The following is a 16,804-nucleotide window of genomic DNA, read 5'->3' as shown; positions in this document are numbered from 1 at the left end:
TGATGACAAGTACCTTTATATTTCATGGCCCAAAAAGGTCTCCCCTTGTCGGTTGGCCGTTCAGTCAATGCCTGCTCTGAAATCACGCAGTAAAGCAAAGCGCAGCTCTGCTCGAGCAGGTATTTGTGATGTCGCTAACAAGCTATCCGAAGCCTGGAGGTTTGACAACGAGATTGTTAACATTTTCTGATTCAAAGTGGTACACCGTCCGGTCGGGGCTCCGCGGCACAGTGTGCGGGGATGGAAGTCCGCGTGGCCCGCGCCGTGATCCCGGCCATGTGGCCAGCCGTTCAAGCAGGACAAATGTCGCGGTCGGATTAGGTCAGGCCACCGATGTTTGCCCCTTGTTGCGACCGTAGTGTCTCAGGTGAGACGCATCACACCAAAGCAATAAGGAGGAGGCACTGTGCCGTCCTACACTCCACAGATCGAGGGCACGCACGTCTACGACACCCAGTCGAGCCTGCGCGGGCGAGCCCTGAACAACATGCTGTTTTCGCTCAAGGATCCCAATAACCGGGAACGGTTTAGCGCCGACGAAGCCGCATACTGCGAGGAATACGACCTCAACGATGAGCAGAAGCGTGTTGTGCTCGCGCGTGACTGGAAGACGATGACGGAAATCGGCGCCTCCATCTTCTATATCGTCAAACTTGCCGCCATCGACAAGAAGACCATGCAGGACCTTGGTGCCGTATTCACGGGCATGAGGACTGAAGAGTTCATCGCAGAACTCAATGCAGGAGGGCGGAAGTTTGGCTGAAATCATCTGGGGCCTGGCCACCTCGCACGTGCCCTCGATTGGCGCGGCGATGGACAACCAGAAGACGGCGGATGACTACTGGAAGCCGCTCTTCGACGGTTATGCGCCGGCACGAGAATGGATGGCCGAGCACAAGCCCGATGTTGCCGTGGTGGTCTACAACGATCACGCCAATGCCCTCGACATGTCGATGATTCCCACGTTCGCCTTGGGCACTGCCGCCCACTATCAAGTGGCGGATGAAGGCTACGGGCCGCGGAAGGTGCCCAATGTTGTTGGCGCTCCGGAGCTCTCCGAGCACCTCCTGGTGAACCTCGTCGATGAGGGCTTCGACCTGACGGTGCTGCAAGAGCTCGACGTCGACCATGGCCTCACCGTGCCGCTCTCTGTGTACACGCCTGATCCGGGAGATGCATGGCCGTGCGCCGTGGTGCCCATGCTGGTCAATGTGCTGCACTATCCGCAGCCGACGGCCCAGCGCTGCCTTGACCTTGGCGAGGCGCTCGGGCGGGCGATCCGCTCGTTCCCGGGCGATCTCAAGGTGGCCGTCTTCGGAACCGGCGGGATGTCGCATCAGCTCTCCGGTGAACGAGCCGGTCTGATCAATGAGGAGTTCGACCGCAATTTCCTCAAGAAGATCGAAACAGACCCGCAGCAGCTGGCCCAGATCTCACGCGAGGAATACATCCGGGAGGCAGGTTCCGAAGGTATCGAAATGATCATGTGGCTGATCATGCGTGGTGCCCTGGGAGACGATATCCGGCGAGTCCACGAGACCTACCACGTACCGGCCTCCAACACGGCGGCGGCACTGGCCCTCTTTGCCACGGATGCCAATGAAAGGGAACAACTGTGAATCAGCAGACATCGACGTCCGGGCTGGCGGGGGCGGACGCATCGCTGCCTTCAGTGAAGGAGCGGCAGAAGGTCCTGGGGGCAAGCCTCGTCGGGACCGCGATCGAGTGGTATGACTTTTTCATCTATGGAGCTGCGGCGGCGCTGATTTTTGGTCCGCAGTTCTTCCCGACCGACGATGCCATGGCGGGAACGCTGGCCGCGTTCGCGACCTTCGCCGTCGGCTTCCTGGCCCGCCCCATTGGCGGCCTCCTGATGGGCCACTTCGGCGATCGCATCGGCCGAAAATCCATGCTGCTGCTCTCCATGCTGCTGATGGGTATTGCGACGGTGGCGATCGGCCTGCTCCCGAACTACGCGACCATTGGCATTTGGGCACCGATCCTGCTGGTGGTCTTCCGCCTGCTCCAGGGCATCGGCGTCGGAGGCGAATGGGGCGGCGCCGTCTTGATGGCAGTCGAGTACTCGCCCAGCAAGCGACGCGCGTTCTACGGTTCGTTCCCGCAAATGGGGCTCCCGGTGGGAATCATCGGCTCAAACCTCGTCTTTATCATCGTCACCAACATCTTCGCCCCGGAAGTATTCACGTCCTGGGGCTGGCGCTTGCCGTTCCTGTTCAGCGCAGTCCTGATCATCATCGCTCTGTGGATGCGCCTGAAGATTGAAGACTCTCCGGCCTTCAAGGAAGTGAAGGAGGGGAAGAAGGACGTCAAGGCTCCGATCCTGACGCTCTTCAAGCACCACACTGGCACCGTTCTGCTCGCCGGGATTGTCTCCATCGCAGCTCCTGCCATTGGCTACCTCTACTCCGTCTACATGCTCTCCTACGGAACCGGGACGCTTGAGCTGTCGCGAAATACCATGCTGATGCTGATCATCTTCGGAGCGGTCTGCCACCTTGTCACCGTTGCACTGGGCGCCCTCCTGGCAGACAGATTCAAGCAGAAGCCCGTCTTCCTCTGGGGCGCAGCCCTGCTGGCTGTGTGGTCTTTCCCGTTCTTCTGGCTGGTCGACACCCGGCAGCCCATTGCCATCGCCATCGCCTTCGCAGTCATCCTGCTGGGGCAGTCGCTCATGGCTGGCCCGCAGGCAGCACTGATCGCCGAACTCTTCCCCGCGGAGGTCCGCTACAGCGGCGCGTCCACTGCCTACCAGATCGGCTCCATCCTTGGCGGCGGATTCATGCCGCTGATCGCTACGGGTCTGTACGCAGCCTTCAATTCCACGACTCCGATCGCCGTGTATCTGCTCATCATGGGCGTCGTCAGCTTCGTGGCGATGGCCGCGCTGAAAGTGGGCCGGTACGCTGCTTCCGCAGACGCCGGTGCGCTGAACGCTCCGGGGCACCGGACAGAACCGGCAAACATTCGGGAAGGAAAGGCATGAGTACGTTCGTCCTGGTGCCAGGGGCATGGCACGGCGGCTGGTGCTGGGAACGAGTGGTCCCGCTCCTGGAACAAGAGGGACACCGGGTCTTTACCCCAACGCTGACAGGCGTTTCCGACAGGGCCCACCTGATCAACCCCGACGTCGGTCTGGCCACGCATATCGAGGACCTGGTGCGGCTCCTCGAAGCGTACGACCTGACAGACGTCACCTTGGTTGGACACAGCTACGCAGGGCAGGTCATCACCGGCGTGGCCGACCGGGTCCCCGACAGGATTGCCCGCCGGGTGCACCTGGACGGGTTCATCGGAGACGGGAGGCCGGCGATTGAGCTGCTTCCGGAAACAGTTGCTCATCACTACCGCGAATCGGTAGAACAGTCCGGGTTCGGCTGGCTCATCCCCACCCGGCCGCTGGAGAAGCTGGGCATCAACGAACCTGCTGACCATGCTTGGCTGGCGGCGCGCCTGACTCCGCATCCGTGGAAGACCTATACGGAATCGCTCCCGTTGTCCGGAGCGTATGAGGACGTGCCCGGCGTGTACATCGAGTGCGTCGATTGGATGCGGGTCTTCCGGCCTTTCGCAGAGCAAGCGACTGCAGCGGGATGGGAGACCTACGAAGTGAACACCGGCCATGAAGCCATGGTGACCGCTCCGGACGAACTGGCCTCGGTGTTGCTCAAGATTGTCGGTTAGACCGTTCCGCCAGACCACACAGGAGGTTAAGTAGGTATGGAATTCCTCGTTCGATTTGAAACAACGTTGCCTGATTCGATGAGTGCGGATCAGGCCCAGCAGCTCAAGTCCCAGGAACGGGCACGCGCCATGGAACTCAGGCAGGAGGGCACTCTGAAACGGCTGTGGCGCATCCCAGGGCGGCGCGCCGTCGTCGGGCTCTGGGAAGCCGACGATGCAACCGAACTGCATGACGCTCTGGCGTCCCTGCCGCAGTTCCCGTGGATGGAAGTGTCCGTGGAGCCGCTGGCGACGCATCCACAGGAGCGGTAGGCATGGCGGATGCGGCACCGCGGCTCGTGGGCCGGGTGGCGATCGTGACCGGCGGTTCCGGCGGTCTTGGCCGCGGGATCGCCGGCCGCTTGGCGGCGGAAGGGTGCACAGTCGCATCGCTGGACATCAAGGAGCCGGCAGGTCCGCTGGAGGCGGGCGTACAGTTTCTTGCCTGCGACGTGACCGACCGGGAGGACGTCAACGCCACTGTCCGGAAAGTCGCGGAGCAGTTCGGCGGGCTGGACATTCTGGTCAACAACGCCGGTCTGCTCAGCGGCAGGCACAGTTTCCTGGACGTGACGGCCGACCAGATGCATCGCTACTTCGATGTAAATGCCGTCGGGCCGCTCCTGATGACCCAAGCAGCCTACCCGTACCTGAAAGCCAGCGAGCACCGCGGGCGGGTCATCAACGTCGCGTCGCGCACCTTCTTTACCGGCAATGCCGGTCAGGCTGCATATGTGGCCTCCAAAGGCGCGCTGACCGGTCTCACCCGCGTACTGGCGAACGAGTTGGGGGCAGACGGCATCACCGTCAACGCGATCGTCCCGGCCCAAGTTGCCACGCCGGGGACCCGCGAGCATTCCGGCGAGGAAGTTTTCGCTGCCACCATGTCCAGGCAGGCGATCAAGGAATATGTCACACCGGAGCATTTCGCCGGCCTTGCCGCCTACCTGGCGTCGCCCGACGCCGCGCTGATCACCGGCCAAACCTTGGTGTACGACGGCGGCGGCCTCCTTCGGTGAACAGGACGACTCTGTCAGTGACGGATGCGTTTTATCAATTCATCGTGCGGCAGAGTATCCTCTGATGCGCGTGTGATGTAGCTCGCGTTGGAGCGGGTATTGAGCGGGAGGAACATGCCGGACAAGGATTGGGAGCACTCGCCTGTCGGCCTGGCGCTTCTGGACCAGGCTGGCTGCGTGACACGGCTGAATTCCAGTGGCCGGGCCATACTCGGAAACCACGGCGGAGCCTTGCAGCCGTTGCACGCACTCCTGTCCGGGGAAAGCGGGCTGGTCGAGGGGCAGCCGGCATCCGGCACTGGATGGAGCACCGCGTGGATCAAAGCAGCCGGGAACTCTGTAGAGCTTGCTTACCGGATGCAGCGGGTGGGTGAGGCCTACAGTGTCGCGTTTTATGACGTGACGCGCCGGCGACAGCGCGAAAGGCGTGCCATGGCAGTGGCGCGAACAGCGGCACGCGTGGCCTCCGAACGTTCACTCCCGGCAACGTTGAGCGCTTTGGCCCACGAGATTCTGCAGGCCGATGGGCTGGCCGGAGTGCAGGTGTTGACCAACGAGTATTCCGGCGACAAGCTCCACATGCTTGGTATGGCCGGGTTTCCAGCTTCTCGGAGCGGCGCCTTCTTTTCCCTCCTTATGGAGTGTCGACGGCGGGGCGCGGATTTGGGAATGCTCAACGCCATGGAATCGGGTAAGCCGGTGATATTCCCGCACCGCTACGACGCGTTCATGTCCAATCCGGCGTGGGAGCCGTTGCACGAGTTTCACCGATACCCGACATGGGACGCGTTTGCCTCGATCCCGATCAAGGTCCGGCAGAACACGATCGGCATCCTTAACGCGTTTCTCGCACCGGGGCAGGCCCTCGACGAGGAAGCCATCGAGTTCCTGACGTCGATGGCGGAACAGGCGGGACTGGCCATCGACTACGCCTCCATGCTGGAAGAGGAGCGGAGCGCGGCCCACCGGGAGGAGCGGCAGCGGCTGGCACGGGATCTTCATGATTCAGCAGTGCAGCAAGTCTTTTCCATGGGCATGCTGACACAAACGCTCAAGATCCTGACCGATGGCCCGGAGCGGGACCAGCGCATCCATGCAATCGCCGCAGAACTCGAGGACATCACCGGTTCCGTCCTGAAGGACCTGAGGGGACTTGTCACCCAGCTGCGTCCCACCGTCATCGGGAGCAGCGGGCTTCGCGGAGCCCTGACCAGGCTGACGGCAACCACGCACCGGCAGACCGGCGTCAAGTTTGAGCTCAACGCCGAAGCGGTAGTGGACGAGATCGGCGGCGAACTCGCAGAGGATCTCTATTACGTGGCCGCGGAAGCTGTGCACAATGCCGTCAAACATTCGCCCGCCGACCTGATCGTCATTACCCTCGACGTTAGCAACGGTCAGATTCGATTGACTGTCCGCGACAACGGCGGAAAGCCGGAACCACCCGGTGCTGCCCGTGAGGCCCTTGAGCATGAAGGCCACGGACTGGCGTTCATGCGCCAGCGCGTCGAACGATGGAACGGCGCTTTCGACGTCGACCTGAATTTCGGCGGGGCCGGCACCGTGGTGCGCGCCGAAGTCCCGCACCTTGTCACTTACCATTCCCCCGGAAGGCAGCCATGAGCACATCCTCGCCGAAGACGCTAAGAGTGTTGATCGTTGATGACCATGCGGTGGCCCGACGCGGCATCTCGGCCTACCTTGAAGTGCTCGAGGACATTGAGGCGATTGGGCAGGCGGTGGACGGCCAGGACGCTCTGGAGCAGCTGGCTGAGCTGGACACGTATGGCAACCTCCCCGACGTCGTTCTTCTGGATCTGATGATGCCGCGAATGGACGGGATGACCGCGATGCAGGAAATCCGGCGCAAGCACCCCGGGGTTAAAGTGGTGGTTTTGACCAGCTTCGGTGAGATGGAGCGCATGAACACCATGATGCAGTTGGGGGCATCCGGCTACCTGCTGAAGGACGCCGGGGCGCTGGATGTAGCCGCGGCGATACGGGCCGCCGCACGCGACGAGGTATTCATCGACACGTCCATGGCCAAGAAGTTCACACTGCAAATGAGTGCGCCCAGCGTCGGGATGTCTTCCCTCACCGAGCGGGAGCGGGCCGTGCTGCGGCTAGTGGCCACTGGGAAATCCAACCGCGAAATCGCCAAGGAATTGTTCATCAGCGAGCGGACGGCCCGTACACACGTTTCCAACATGCTGGGCAAACTCAATCTGACATCGCGCACGCAGGCGGCCCTGATGGCCGTTAATGCGGGATTGGTCGCTCCCACCACCTAGAGATCCCGGCAACCTAGACGCGTCCCCGGTGCGAAGCACGGGCCCTACCCTTCGTGGAGTTGACCTGACTCACGCGGCGAGAGCCGAACGCACTGTGTCCAGGAACCATGCAGTCGCGGAGTCGGCATCCGCGGCGGCGTGCGAGACGAGATACACAGCCGTTGTTGGCGAGGGGAATGGAAGTTCCAGCAGCTTCGCTCCCTCAGGGACCGTCAGTGCAGCGAAGGCATCGATCGGAATGATGGCAACGTACCCACACCGCGCGACGATCCAAGGCAGCGATGTGAAACGGGGCACTTCAACCTGCGGGGCCCGGGAGAGGACGCCCGCTCCGAGCGTGGTGACTGCCTCGGTGATTGCTCCGTGACCCGCAGAGGAGCCGACTCGGGCCTCGGGCAGCCTTTGTAGATCCTCGACCCGGATCCGCCCGTTGTCGTCCTCCAGGTCGGCGGGCGCCAGGCAGGCGTAGCGATCACGGAAAAGAACCTCCTGGTTTACCTGGCCCAGGACGGCAGAACTCGTGATCGCGGCGTCGATGTCCCTCGTCACGACGTCCCGCGCGACCGTGTCAATGTCCAGCGGCACCACCTCGATCTCGATCCCCGGACCCACACTCCCCGTAGCCAGCAGGATGCGGGGGAGCAGGCCGGCCTCGCCGAGGTCGGTGAGCGCGATCCGAAAGCGGCGGTGCGAGGTGGCCGGATCGAAGCGGGTTCGGTCCTCCATGCTTGCGACGATGTGCGACAGGGGACCGCTGATTTCCGCGTAGAGGTCGGCGGCCAGGCGGGTGGGACGCACGCCCGTACCCGTGCGGATGAAGAGCGGATCGTCGAAATGCGTCCGCAGACGCCTCAGGGCATGGCTGACCCCGGGCTGCGATACCCGCAACGTCTCCGCCGCCGCGGTGAGGTTTTTCGCGCGGTATACGACGACGAAGGTACGCAAGAGGTTCAGGTCAAGGTTGAGCAACATGGCCTCATTATTCACTATGGTCATGTCGAGAATGATGAATATTCAGTAGACGCACATCAGCGCAATACCTACGGTGATAGGAGGTCGACGAAGACCTAGAAACAGGATGGGTGCAATGACGCAGAAGATGAGGGTTTCCGACGCTCTCGGCCACATGTTCGCCGACTTGGGCGTGTCGCAGGTGTTCGGAGTGGTTGGCAGCGGAAATTTCCGCGTCACCAACGCGCTCGTGGCTGCCGGCGCCCAGTTCGTGGCAGCCCGCCACGAGGCCGGCGCGGCGTCCATGGCAGATGCCTATTCCCGGCTCACCGGGGAAGTAAGTGCGCTGAGCCTCCACCAAGGCTGTGGTCTCACGAACGCACTCACGGGGGTGACCGAGGCCGCGAAATGCCACACGCCCCTGCTGGTCCTTGCCGCAGATAGTGCGGTCGGCGACGTAACGTCGAATTTCCACATCGACCAGGACTCGGCTGTCAGGGCACTCGGCGCGACGCCGATGCGCATCCATTCTGTTGAGACGGCCCTTTCCGATGCAGCACGAGCCTTCCGCGTCGCACAAATCGAGCGAACCACGGTTGTCCTTTCCATGCCCGTGGACATCCAAGAGGGCGAGATTCAGTACCAGGGAGCGAGCCTCGTCTCCAATCTTCGAGTGCCGACGCCGATGGTTTCGGCGACAGATGCCGTGGAGCTCGCCAGCCTTTTTGCGAAGGCGGAACGACCGGTCATCATCGGAGGTCGGGGCTCGCGGGGCGCCAAAGGGGCGCTGCGCGAGCTGGCAGCCGCGGCGGGAGCCCTGCTCATCGCATCCGGAGGTGGCCGCGGCATCTTCGAAGGCGACGAGTGGGCGCTGGACATCATGGGCGGTTTCGCGACCGAGCCTGCCGCGGAGCTGGTGCGCGATGCCGACCTCGTCGTCGGATTCGGCGTGGCCCTGAACAACTGGACAACGCGCGGCGGCTCGCTCATTGACCAAACAACTCTCGTCCAGGTTGACGACCGGGCCGAGGCGATCGGCAAGCACCGGCTGGTAGACCTCGGCATCGTTGGCGATGCGGCCGCTGTTGCCCTGGCGACCTCCAAGGCGCTGGCCGCGACGGGGACAGCCAGCGCGGGATACCGGACGCCGGAGGTTGCCGAGCGGGTCCGCCGTGCACGGTACTGGTCGGACCAGACCGTCGATCCGGTTGACGAGCCGGGCTTCGTCGATCCGGCAGCCCTCACCAACGCCCTCGACGCGTTGCTGCCCGACGAACGTGTGGTTGTTGTCGACGGCGGCAACGTCAACGCCTACCCGGGCGCCCACCTGCGAGTTCCTGACGACGAGGGGTATGTGCTCCCTCTATCGTTCCAGTCCATCGGCCTGGGACTCGGCAGCGTCATCGGCGCAGCGGTTGCGCGCCCCGACCGGATGGCGGTGCTCGGCACCGGGGATGGCTCGCTGCTGATGGGCGCCGTGGAGTTGGAGACGGCCGTCCGACTGCAGCTCGGCATGTTGATCATCGTCTACAACGACAGCGCCTACGGCGCAGAGATTCACCTGTTCCCTGAGTCGACGGCCAAGGAACAGGAAATCGTTCGCTTTCCGGACGCGGACATCGCGGCGATTGCCCGAGGCTACGGCTGCGACGCGATCACCGTGCGGTCACTCGACGACCTTGGCGGGGTAACCGCCTGGCTCGAGTCCGACCGGAATCGCCCCTTGGTCATTGATGCCAAGATCACCGGCCGTCCCTCCTGGCTCATGGCCAGGGAAGAAGGCCACTAAAAGTACAGCTCGGACCCACCGAAACCTCGGACACGCACGAAACAAGGGAGTTTCATCATGATCCATGCAATGACAACCCGTTCCCGGCGGCTCCTCGTCGCTGCCGGAGCTGCCGCCGCCCTGGCCCTAACCGGGTGTGCGGCCGACCCTGAAGGTGCCGCCTCAGGTAGCGAAGACGATGGAGGCACGATCCGCGTCGCCTATCTGGCGACCGGGTCTTCCCTGCCGATTTTCGTTGCCGCGGAGAAATATGCCGACGAGGTCGGCATCAACGTGGAACTCGTCGAGGTCACCAGCGGTAACGAGTCGATCACCGGCGTGGCCACCGCTCAGTACGACGCTGGATTCGCCGGCATCGGCTCCGCCGCCTACAACGCGTTCGATGAGGGCCTGCCGGTGCGGTACGTGGCGCCGATGCACTCTGGCTACATTGAGGATTACTTCATCATCTCCTCGAAGCTCGCGGGATCTTCGGAGGAGGCTGCCAAGCTGGCAGAGGATATGTCGCAACTCGAGGGAGAAACTTTCGCAGCGAACGCACCGGGCGTCGTGACCGAGGCGCTGCTGGGATTCGCCCTTGAACGTGGCGGACTGTCCATGGATGAGGTCGCGCTCGAGCACATTCCGTTCCCCGATCAGGTGCCCGCACTCGCCAACGGCGGGATCGCCGGCGGCATTCTGTCGGAGCCGTTCCCCACGCAGGCGGAGCAGAACGGATCCGCCTACCGGCCGTGGGAGACACCGACGGACGAGCCGCCGATGCCATTCACGGGCATCATATACAACACGGATTGGGCCGAGCAGAACCAGCAACTCGCGGAAGACTTCATGCGCGCTTACGCTATGGCGGCTGAAGACCTTGCGGAGAACGGCTGGGATAGCGAGGAAATGCTCGCGCTGGTGGAGGAGTACACCGGAGCGGACCCGAAGATCGTCGCGGCTTCGCGGCAGCACCATATCCTTGCCGACCTGAGCGTCGATTTGGACGTGCTGCTTCGCTACCAGGAGTTCTTTATGAAACAGGGCTCGCTGAATTACGACCAGATCATCCCCGAAGAAGAGATCTGGGACTTCACGTGGCGCGACGCGGCCCTCAAGAAATGACGCGAGAGGATATGAGCGTGCAGGCCAAGGCCAAAGTCCGCCTAAACGACGTCGCCAAAAAGTTCCCAGGGCAAGAGAACGTGACCGCGCTGGAGGGCGTGTCCCTGGAGGTCGCCGAATCCGAGTTCGTCTCAATCGTTGGACCGTCCGGCTGCGGAAAGTCGACCCTGCTGCGACTGGTGGCCGGGCTTTACGAACCCTCATCGGGGACTGTCGAAATCGAAAGCTCCAAGCCAGACCGTCCGAAGACGGCGATGGTTTTCCAAGAGCACGCCCTCTTTCCTTGGCTGTCGGTGCGCGAGAACGTCATGTTCGGCCCGCGCAACCGAAACATGCCCAAGAAAGAGGCCGCAGAGATTGCCGACGAGCAGCTAGCCAGGCTCGGACTGGCACGCTTCGGCGATTTCTTTCCTCATCAGCTCTCTGGGGGAATGAAGCAGCGGGTTGGCATCGCCAGGGCCCTGGCCCAGGACGCCGAGGTCTTGCTCATGGACGAGCCGCTTGGTGCGCTCGACGCCCAAACCCGGACCCTGCTGCAGGAACAGATTCTGGAGTTGCGGCAGCAGACGAAGCCGACTGTCTTATACATCACGCACGCGATCGACGAGGCGGTATTCCTCTCTGACCGCATTGTGCTGATGTCAGCCCGGCCCGGCCGTATTCGCGACATCGTACAACTGGATTTCGGCCCCGATCGCAGCCCAGAGCTGCGCGGGACGTCGGAGTTTGCGGCGCTGTCGCAGGATATTTGGAACCATCTTCGGGATGAAGTTCAATTGGCGATGGCGGTGGACGATCGGTGATGCGGCGCGCCTTGGGTGAAAAATGGCCGCTGTTTGTCGGTCCCGTGTTCATTCTTCTGACGTGGGAGCTTCTCAGCCGAGCCGACGTCATCCGCCCTACATTCTTTCCCCCGCCAACTGAGATACTCATCCGGGCTGGGATCATTTTCGACGCCGGATCGGGAATGGGTGGCGATATCATCGCCACCTTGTTACGGGTGCTCGCGACGATCTTCTTCGCCGTGCTCATCGGGGTTGCGCTCGGGATTGCTATCACGGCGTCCCAGTGGATGGAGCGCGGCACCAATACAGTATTGGCGTTCCTTTATCCGATTCCCGGTGTCTTGTTCTTCCCCTTCTTAACGTTCCTGTTGGGGCGAACCGAAATGGCGATCATACTCACCGCGCTGGTCACGCCACTGATCGTGATGGTCCTGTACACCGTCGCGGGCGTGCGCAGCATCGACCGCACCCTGCTTGAGGTGGCGGACAATTACGGAGCCGACGGCGCTCGGCGCTTTTTCGGCATCCTTGTCCCCGGAGCATTGCCGTCGATTGTCACCGGCATCCGAGTCTCCCTCGGTTTCACTTTGATTGCGGTCATCGCCATCGAAATGGTCGGCGCCTCGAATGGGCTGGGGCAGTTCCTCTGGTCGAACTGGCAGATCCTGCGGGTGACCGACATGTACGTCGCACTGCTGATCATCGCGGTGCTCGGCCTGCTGAGTTCGGTCGGATTTGATGCCGTTGCCGACCGGATGCTGCCGTGGCGTCGAGACGTTCAGGGGGCTCAAACATGAGCCCGTCCGTGTACCGGGGCGCCCAGGCCTGGGCCATACCAATCGTGCTCCTCGCGGTGTGGGAGACGAGTACCCGCGCTGGGTTGCTTGACCCTCGGTTTTTCCCTGTGCTCAGTGACATTCTCGTCACGGCGGTCGATCAACTCGTGAACGGGCGGCTGGGTCTCGACCTTGTGCTCACCCTCCAGCGGCTGATGATGGCTTTCGCGCTCGCGGCGGTCCTCGGGGTGGCGATCGGCGTGGCATCGGGGCGGTGGAGAACCGTTGAACTGCTCATCCGGCCGATCACCGACACCCTGTATCCGCTGCCGAAGATCGCGCTTCTCCCGTTGTTCATTATTATCTTCGGCCGCGGCGAAGGCGCGTACGTCATCACCGCCTTCGCAACCGGTTTTTTCCAGATCATCATCAGTACGCGGGGTAGTGTCCGCGATGTCCCGTCGGACCTCATCGAGGCAGGTCGCAACTTCGGCGCAACGGGGACGCGGTTCTTCACCCGGCTACTGTTTCCTGCCATCGCCCCAGGACTGCTAAATGGCTTGCGTCTGGGCATGGCTACCTGCCTCATCACTCTGGTCGCCGCAGAGTTCGTTGGAGCTGAATATGGCTTGGGTGCGATGATCCGCCGGGCAGGACAACAATTCGCAGTCGAAGAGGTCTATGCCGGAATCGTGCTCGCAGGGGTGCTCGGACTGCTGATCAACCTCGCCTTCCGGCTTGTCACGCCGATCGTGCTCCCGTGGCAGCGGCCAGCACAGCGGGCGGCCGGCGGACAGAAGGTCTAGAAGTTCGTCGTAGGGCCCACCTGCGGAAAGGCCAGCCAACCCGGCAATCGCTGCCGGGTTGGCTGGCCTTCGGGTTCTAGCCCACTCTGTCCTTGGCGTCTCAGCGTGGTCCGCCAATACCGCGACAAACGTCTCGGTAGAAGTGTGGACGATTACCTTACGAGTGGCTGCAGCGACCGGCATAAAGTCATGTGAGTCGAGTCACTTGCTGTCGCTCGGCCCATATCAAGGAGGACCCATGGCTTCACGTCTGTTGGCAGCTACGGACGAGGATCGGCAGACCCTTGCCACGCTGCTGGACAACATTGGCTACGAGATCATGCCGTTCAAGTCCGCGAAGGACAAGGTTCTGGCTGAAGTGCCCACCAGCGTCCCGCTGACAATCACAGCCACGGGCGGAAAAGGCCTGGAACCGACCTTGGACGCTGCTGTCTTTCTGCGGGGCCGGGGATACTCAGTTGCCCCGCACGTACCCGCACGGTTGGTCCGGGACGTCGAAGAACTCGATGCTTTGGTGAGCCGGCTGGAGGCGGCCGAGATCGACCGGATCTTCATCATCGCCGGAGATGCCGAGGAGGCAGCGGGAGAATTCCGTGATGCCCGCAGCCTGCTCGCAGCCCTCACCGACAGGGGACATCACTTCACGGATGTGGGCATCGGTGGATACCCGGAAGGGCACGCTTCCTTTCCGGACGAGGCCATCCGGCAGGCGCTGCGCGACAAAGCACCGTATGCCACGCGCATCCTGACCCAGATCTGCTTTGATCCTCAGACCTTCCTGGAATGGGGTGCCCAGATCAAGCGCGAAGGCGTCGCGCTGCCGATCTATGCAGGGATGCCGGGGCCGGTCAGCCGGCAAAAGCTGCTGCGGGTGTCGGCCGGGCTCGGATTGGGGCAGTCAGCCAACTTCCTGAAGAAGCAGCAAAACATGTTCTGGCGCTTTTTCAGCCCTTCCGGCTACAAGCCCACACAACTCATCAAAGGCCTGGTCCAAGGACTGCCGGCGAGCAATGCGGCGATCAAGGGCTTTCACATTTTCACTTTCAACGATCTCGCCCAGACCGAAGTTTGGCGTCGGGAACTGCTCGAACAAGCCCACGGATAGGAGCTCCAGTGGAAACTTCCGTTGCTACAGTGCCCATGCGGTCCAACGCCCCGTTGCCCTTGGGCGATTCCGGATTCGCTCCGGCACAAGACAATGTCGCTAGGCTAATCCTCAAGGGCACAGACCAGCCAGGAATTGTCGCTGCCATTACCCAGACGCTGGCGCGTTTCAACGCCAACATTGTTGCGTTGGACCAGCACACTTCGGATCCGGACGGCGGTCGCTTCTTTCAGCGAACCGTCTTTACGCTGCCTCACCTCGCCACGGTCATCGATGAGCTGAGGGCGGCCCTGACCGAAAACCTCGACGAGTTCGGCTTGGAATGGCGACTGGTCGAAGCAAAGAAGCGCAAGCGTGTGGCCGTGTTCGTCTCGAAATCCGATCACTGCCTCTTGGACCTCCTGTGGCGGCAGCGCCGCGGGGAGCTGCCCGTCAACATTACGATGGTGATTTCCAACCACCCCGACCTCAGTGACGACGTGCGGGCCTTCGGGATCCCCTATTTCTATGTGCCGGCCGACAAGACCAAACGGACCGAGGCAGAAGCACGCCACCTTGAACTTCTCCAGGGCAATGTAGACCTTGTGGTCCTGGCCCGCTACATGCAGATCATCACCGAGGACTTCATTGACAACGTGGGCGTCCCGATCATCAACATCCACCATTCATTCCTCCCCGCGTTCATCGGAGCGGCCCCATACCGCAAGGCAAAAGAACGCGGAGTAAAGCTCATTGGAGCTACCGCGCACTACGTGACGAAGGACCTTGATGAAGGCCCCATCATTGCGCAGGACGTCATCACCGTGACCCACCGCGAAACGGCCGCCGATCTCCAAAGGCGCGGCGCCGACGTCGAACGCCGCGTGTTGTCCAGTGCAGTGGAAGCGCACTGCGAGGACCGAGTCATCCGCGACGGCAACGCAACTATCGTCTTCTGATTTTCATTCAACGAGAGGAACCTGACATGACCACCACTTCCCTGCAGGACGTACTGGACGCGTCCGGGAACGTCGTCGACCACCTGCGCAACGTACAGGTTGGCGCCTACGTATACCCGGTCGTTGCTCCGGAATTCACCAACTGGCGCAACGAGGTTCGGGCCTGGCGCGAGTCCGCCGTGCTGTTCGACCAGACCCACCACATGGACAACCTCTACATCTCCGGCCCGGACGCCCTGAAGCTGATCTCCGATACCGCCATCAACTCGGTGGAGAACTTTGAGATCAACAAGGCCAAGCAGTACGTCCCGGTCACCCCGTACGGACATGTCATTGGCGACGGCATTCTGTTCCGCGAAGCTGAGCAGGAGCTGGTTTACGTAGGCCGGTCTCCCGCTGCCAACTGGCTGATGTACAACGCGGAAAAGGGCGGTTACGACGTCCAACTGAGGATTGACCGCCGCTCCCCGTCCCGGCCCATGGGCAAGGCCGTCAGCCGTGACTGCTGGCGACTGCAGATTCAGGGGCCGCGTGCGTGGGAGGTCATCGAGAAGGTTCACGGCGGCCCCTTGGAGCAGCTGAAGTTCTTCAACATGTCCTACATGAACGTGGGCGGGACCCAGGTCCGCACCCTGCGCCATGGCATGGCCGGCGCCCCGGGCTTGGAGCTTTGGGGACCGTATGAGGACTATGACCGGGTGCGGGAAACGATCATCGAAGCCGGCGCTGAGTTTGGCCTGGAGCCGGCCGGCGCCCGCGCCTACTCGTGCAACACGCTGGAATCCGGCTGGATCCCGTCGCCGCTGCCCGGCATCTACAGCGGTGACAAGTTGGCGGATTACCGTCAGTGGCTGGGTGCCGAGAGCTACGAGGCCAACTCGGCAGTGGCCGGCTCCTACGTGCCGGACTCCATCGAGGGCTACTACACCACCCCATGGGAACTGGGATACGGCTCCTTCATCAAGTATGACCACGACTTCATTGGCCGCGATGCGCTTGAGGCGATGGACCCGGCAGCCCAGCGGAAGAAGGTCACGCTGGCATGGGACGGCGACGACGTTGCCACCATCCACGCCTCGATGTACCAGAAGGATGAACTGCCGTACAAGTTCTTCGACCTGCCGAATGCCAATTACGGCGCTTCAAACTTCGACTCCGTGGTCGACGAGTCCGGCAAGGTTGTGGGCGTTTCCATGTTCACCGGCTACAGCTGGAACGAAAAGCGGCCCCTGTCCCTGGCGATCGTCGACCCGGACGTGGAAATCGGATCACAGCTCAAGGTTGTTTGGGGGGAACCCGACGGCGGCACCAATAAGTCTTCGGTTGAGCCCCACCGCCAGTACGAGGTGAATGTGGACGTCAGCCCGGTGCCGTTCTCCGAGGTGGTCCGCAAGGGTTACACCGACGGTGGCTGGCGGACGGTCGCCGCAAAGGGCTAGAGAAAACCGACCGGCAGAGGGTGGCCGCGCTGAATCCCCAGGGTTCGGCGCGGCCACCCT

Annotated in this window: 17 protein-coding genes; 16 read left to right on the top strand and 1 reads right to left on the bottom strand. The window is 62.4% G+C overall.

Annotated elements, in window-relative coordinates; genetic code table 11:
- Positions 1-406 precede the first annotated feature (406 nt).
- The 8 genes from E4J89_RS10170 to E4J89_RS10135 all read left to right on the top strand — a co-directional run bounded on the left by E4J89_RS10170 (position 407) and on the right by E4J89_RS10135 (position 7,051).
- Positions 407-763 (top strand): protocatechuate 3,4-dioxygenase, encoded by a 357-nt coding sequence (locus E4J89_RS10170; protein ID WP_205754453.1) that lies wholly within the window; start codon positions 407-409, stop codon positions 761-763.
- Positions 756-1,619: a class III extradiol dioxygenase subunit beta gene (locus E4J89_RS10165; RefSeq protein ID WP_136786016.1), complete on the top strand. Its 864-nt coding sequence runs from the start codon at positions 756-758 to the stop codon at positions 1,617-1,619. Before E4J89_RS10170 ends, E4J89_RS10165 begins: the two co-directional genes overlap by 8 nt.
- Positions 1,616-3,004: an MFS transporter gene (locus tag E4J89_RS10160; RefSeq protein WP_240691838.1), complete on the top strand. Its 1,389-nt coding sequence runs from the start codon at positions 1,616-1,618 to the stop codon at positions 3,002-3,004. The genes E4J89_RS10165 and E4J89_RS10160 overlap by 4 nt, the downstream gene beginning before the upstream one ends.
- A complete protein-coding gene (locus tag E4J89_RS10155) occupies positions 3,001-3,702 on the top strand; it encodes an alpha/beta fold hydrolase (RefSeq protein ID WP_136786015.1) in 702 nt (233 codons plus the stop codon). Before E4J89_RS10160 ends, E4J89_RS10155 begins: the two co-directional genes overlap by 4 nt.
- Before the next feature lie 36 nt (positions 3,703-3,738).
- Complete coding sequence (locus tag E4J89_RS10150) at positions 3,739-4,014, top strand: muconolactone Delta-isomerase family protein (RefSeq protein WP_136786014.1); 276 nt, start codon at positions 3,739-3,741, stop codon at positions 4,012-4,014.
- A 2-nt stretch (positions 4,015-4,016) separates the two neighbouring features.
- Positions 4,017-4,760 (top strand): SDR family oxidoreductase, encoded by a 744-nt coding sequence (locus tag E4J89_RS10145; protein ID WP_136786013.1) that lies wholly within the window; start codon positions 4,017-4,019, stop codon positions 4,758-4,760.
- Positions 4,761-4,874: 114 nt separating this feature from the next.
- Positions 4,875-6,383, top strand: a complete 1,509-nt coding sequence (locus tag E4J89_RS10140; RefSeq protein WP_346763380.1) for a GAF domain-containing sensor histidine kinase — start codon at positions 4,875-4,877, stop codon at positions 6,381-6,383.
- Positions 6,380-7,051, top strand: a complete 672-nt coding sequence (locus E4J89_RS10135; RefSeq protein WP_136786011.1) for a response regulator transcription factor — start codon at positions 6,380-6,382, stop codon at positions 7,049-7,051. The genes E4J89_RS10140 and E4J89_RS10135 overlap by 4 nt, the downstream gene beginning before the upstream one ends.
- 69 nt (positions 7,052-7,120) lie before the next feature.
- Here the strand turns inward: E4J89_RS10135 and E4J89_RS10130 are convergent, their stop codons facing one another.
- The gene (locus tag E4J89_RS10130) at positions 7,121-8,047 is read right to left on the bottom strand and encodes a LysR family transcriptional regulator (RefSeq protein WP_136786010.1); all 927 of its coding nucleotides are present in this window, start codon (positions 8,045-8,047) and stop codon (positions 7,121-7,123) included.
- Between the two features lie 91 nt (positions 8,048-8,138).
- Between E4J89_RS10130 and E4J89_RS10125 the strand changes: the two genes are divergently transcribed.
- The 8 genes from E4J89_RS10125 to E4J89_RS10090 all read left to right on the top strand — a co-directional run bounded on the left by E4J89_RS10125 (position 8,139) and on the right by E4J89_RS10090 (position 16,744).
- Complete coding sequence (locus E4J89_RS10125) at positions 8,139-9,791, top strand: thiamine pyrophosphate-binding protein (RefSeq protein ID WP_205754452.1); 1,653 nt, start codon at positions 8,139-8,141, stop codon at positions 9,789-9,791.
- A gap of 69 nt (positions 9,792-9,860) precedes the next feature.
- Entirely contained in the window at positions 9,861-10,895 is a 1,035-nt protein-coding gene (locus E4J89_RS10120; protein WP_169303966.1) for an ABC transporter substrate-binding protein, read from the top strand.
- 17 nt (positions 10,896-10,912) lie between these two features.
- Positions 10,913-11,698 carry an ABC transporter ATP-binding protein gene (locus tag E4J89_RS10115; protein ID WP_240691836.1) on the top strand — a complete coding sequence of 262 codons (786 nt, stop codon included), beginning with the start codon at positions 10,913-10,915 and terminating at the stop codon, positions 11,696-11,698.
- Entirely contained in the window at positions 11,698-12,477 is a 780-nt protein-coding gene (locus E4J89_RS10110) for an ABC transporter permease (protein ID WP_240691841.1), read from the top strand. Before E4J89_RS10115 ends, E4J89_RS10110 begins: the two co-directional genes overlap by 1 nt.
- A 107-nt stretch (positions 12,478-12,584) precedes the next feature.
- Positions 12,585-13,262, top strand: coding sequence for an ABC transporter permease (locus E4J89_RS10105; protein ID WP_169303965.1), 678 nt, complete (start codon positions 12,585-12,587; stop codon positions 13,260-13,262).
- 238 nt (positions 13,263-13,500) lie between these two features.
- Positions 13,501-14,367: a methylenetetrahydrofolate reductase gene (locus E4J89_RS10100; RefSeq protein ID WP_136786005.1), complete on the top strand. Its 867-nt coding sequence runs from the start codon at positions 13,501-13,503 to the stop codon at positions 14,365-14,367.
- A gap of 35 nt (positions 14,368-14,402) precedes the next feature.
- Positions 14,403-15,305, top strand: coding sequence for a formyltetrahydrofolate deformylase (purU, locus tag E4J89_RS10095; RefSeq protein WP_136786066.1), 903 nt, complete (start codon positions 14,403-14,405; stop codon positions 15,303-15,305).
- A gap of 26 nt (positions 15,306-15,331) precedes the next feature.
- Entirely contained in the window at positions 15,332-16,744 is a 1,413-nt protein-coding gene (locus tag E4J89_RS10090) for an aminomethyltransferase family protein (RefSeq protein WP_136786004.1), read from the top strand.
- The last annotated feature ends 60 nt before the right edge of the window (positions 16,745-16,804 follow it).

This window comes from Arthrobacter sp. CAU 1506 (assembly GCF_005047635.1).
Taxonomy (GTDB): Bacteria; Actinomycetota; Actinomycetes; order Actinomycetales; family Micrococcaceae; genus Crystallibacter.
Note: the sequence above shows the minus strand (reverse complement) of the source record. Positions and strands in the feature narration are given on the sequence as shown.

Bases quoted from the DNA above. Each gene is read 5' to 3' on its own strand.
- E4J89_RS10155 (WP_136786015.1), top strand. From the start codon at position 3,001: ATGAGTACGTTCGTCCTGGTGCCAGGGGCATGGCACGGCGGCTGGTGC.
- E4J89_RS10150 (WP_136786014.1), top strand. From the start codon at position 3,739: ATGGAATTCCTCGTTCGATTTGAAACAACGTTGCCTGATTCGATGAGT.
- E4J89_RS10145 (WP_136786013.1), top strand. From the start codon at position 4,017: ATGGCGGATGCGGCACCGCGGCTCGTGGGCCGGGTGGCGATCGTGACC.
- E4J89_RS10140 (WP_346763380.1), top strand. From the start codon at position 4,875: ATGCCGGACAAGGATTGGGAGCACTCGCCTGTCGGCCTGGCGCTTCTG.
- E4J89_RS10135 (WP_136786011.1), top strand. From the start codon at position 6,380: ATGAGCACATCCTCGCCGAAGACGCTAAGAGTGTTGATCGTTGATGAC.
- E4J89_RS10130 (WP_136786010.1), bottom strand. From the start codon at position 8,047: ATGACCATAGTGAATAATGAGGCCATGTTGCTCAACCTTGACCTGAAC.
- E4J89_RS10125 (WP_205754452.1), top strand. From the start codon at position 8,139: ATGACGCAGAAGATGAGGGTTTCCGACGCTCTCGGCCACATGTTCGCC.
- E4J89_RS10120 (WP_169303966.1), top strand. From the start codon at position 9,861: ATGACAACCCGTTCCCGGCGGCTCCTCGTCGCTGCCGGAGCTGCCGCC.
- E4J89_RS10110 (WP_240691841.1), top strand. From the start codon at position 11,698: ATGCGGCGCGCCTTGGGTGAAAAATGGCCGCTGTTTGTCGGTCCCGTG.
- E4J89_RS10100 (WP_136786005.1), top strand. From the start codon at position 13,501: ATGGCTTCACGTCTGTTGGCAGCTACGGACGAGGATCGGCAGACCCTT.
- purU (WP_136786066.1), top strand. From the start codon at position 14,403: ATGCGGTCCAACGCCCCGTTGCCCTTGGGCGATTCCGGATTCGCTCCG.
- E4J89_RS10090 (WP_136786004.1), top strand. From the start codon at position 15,332: ATGACCACCACTTCCCTGCAGGACGTACTGGACGCGTCCGGGAACGTC.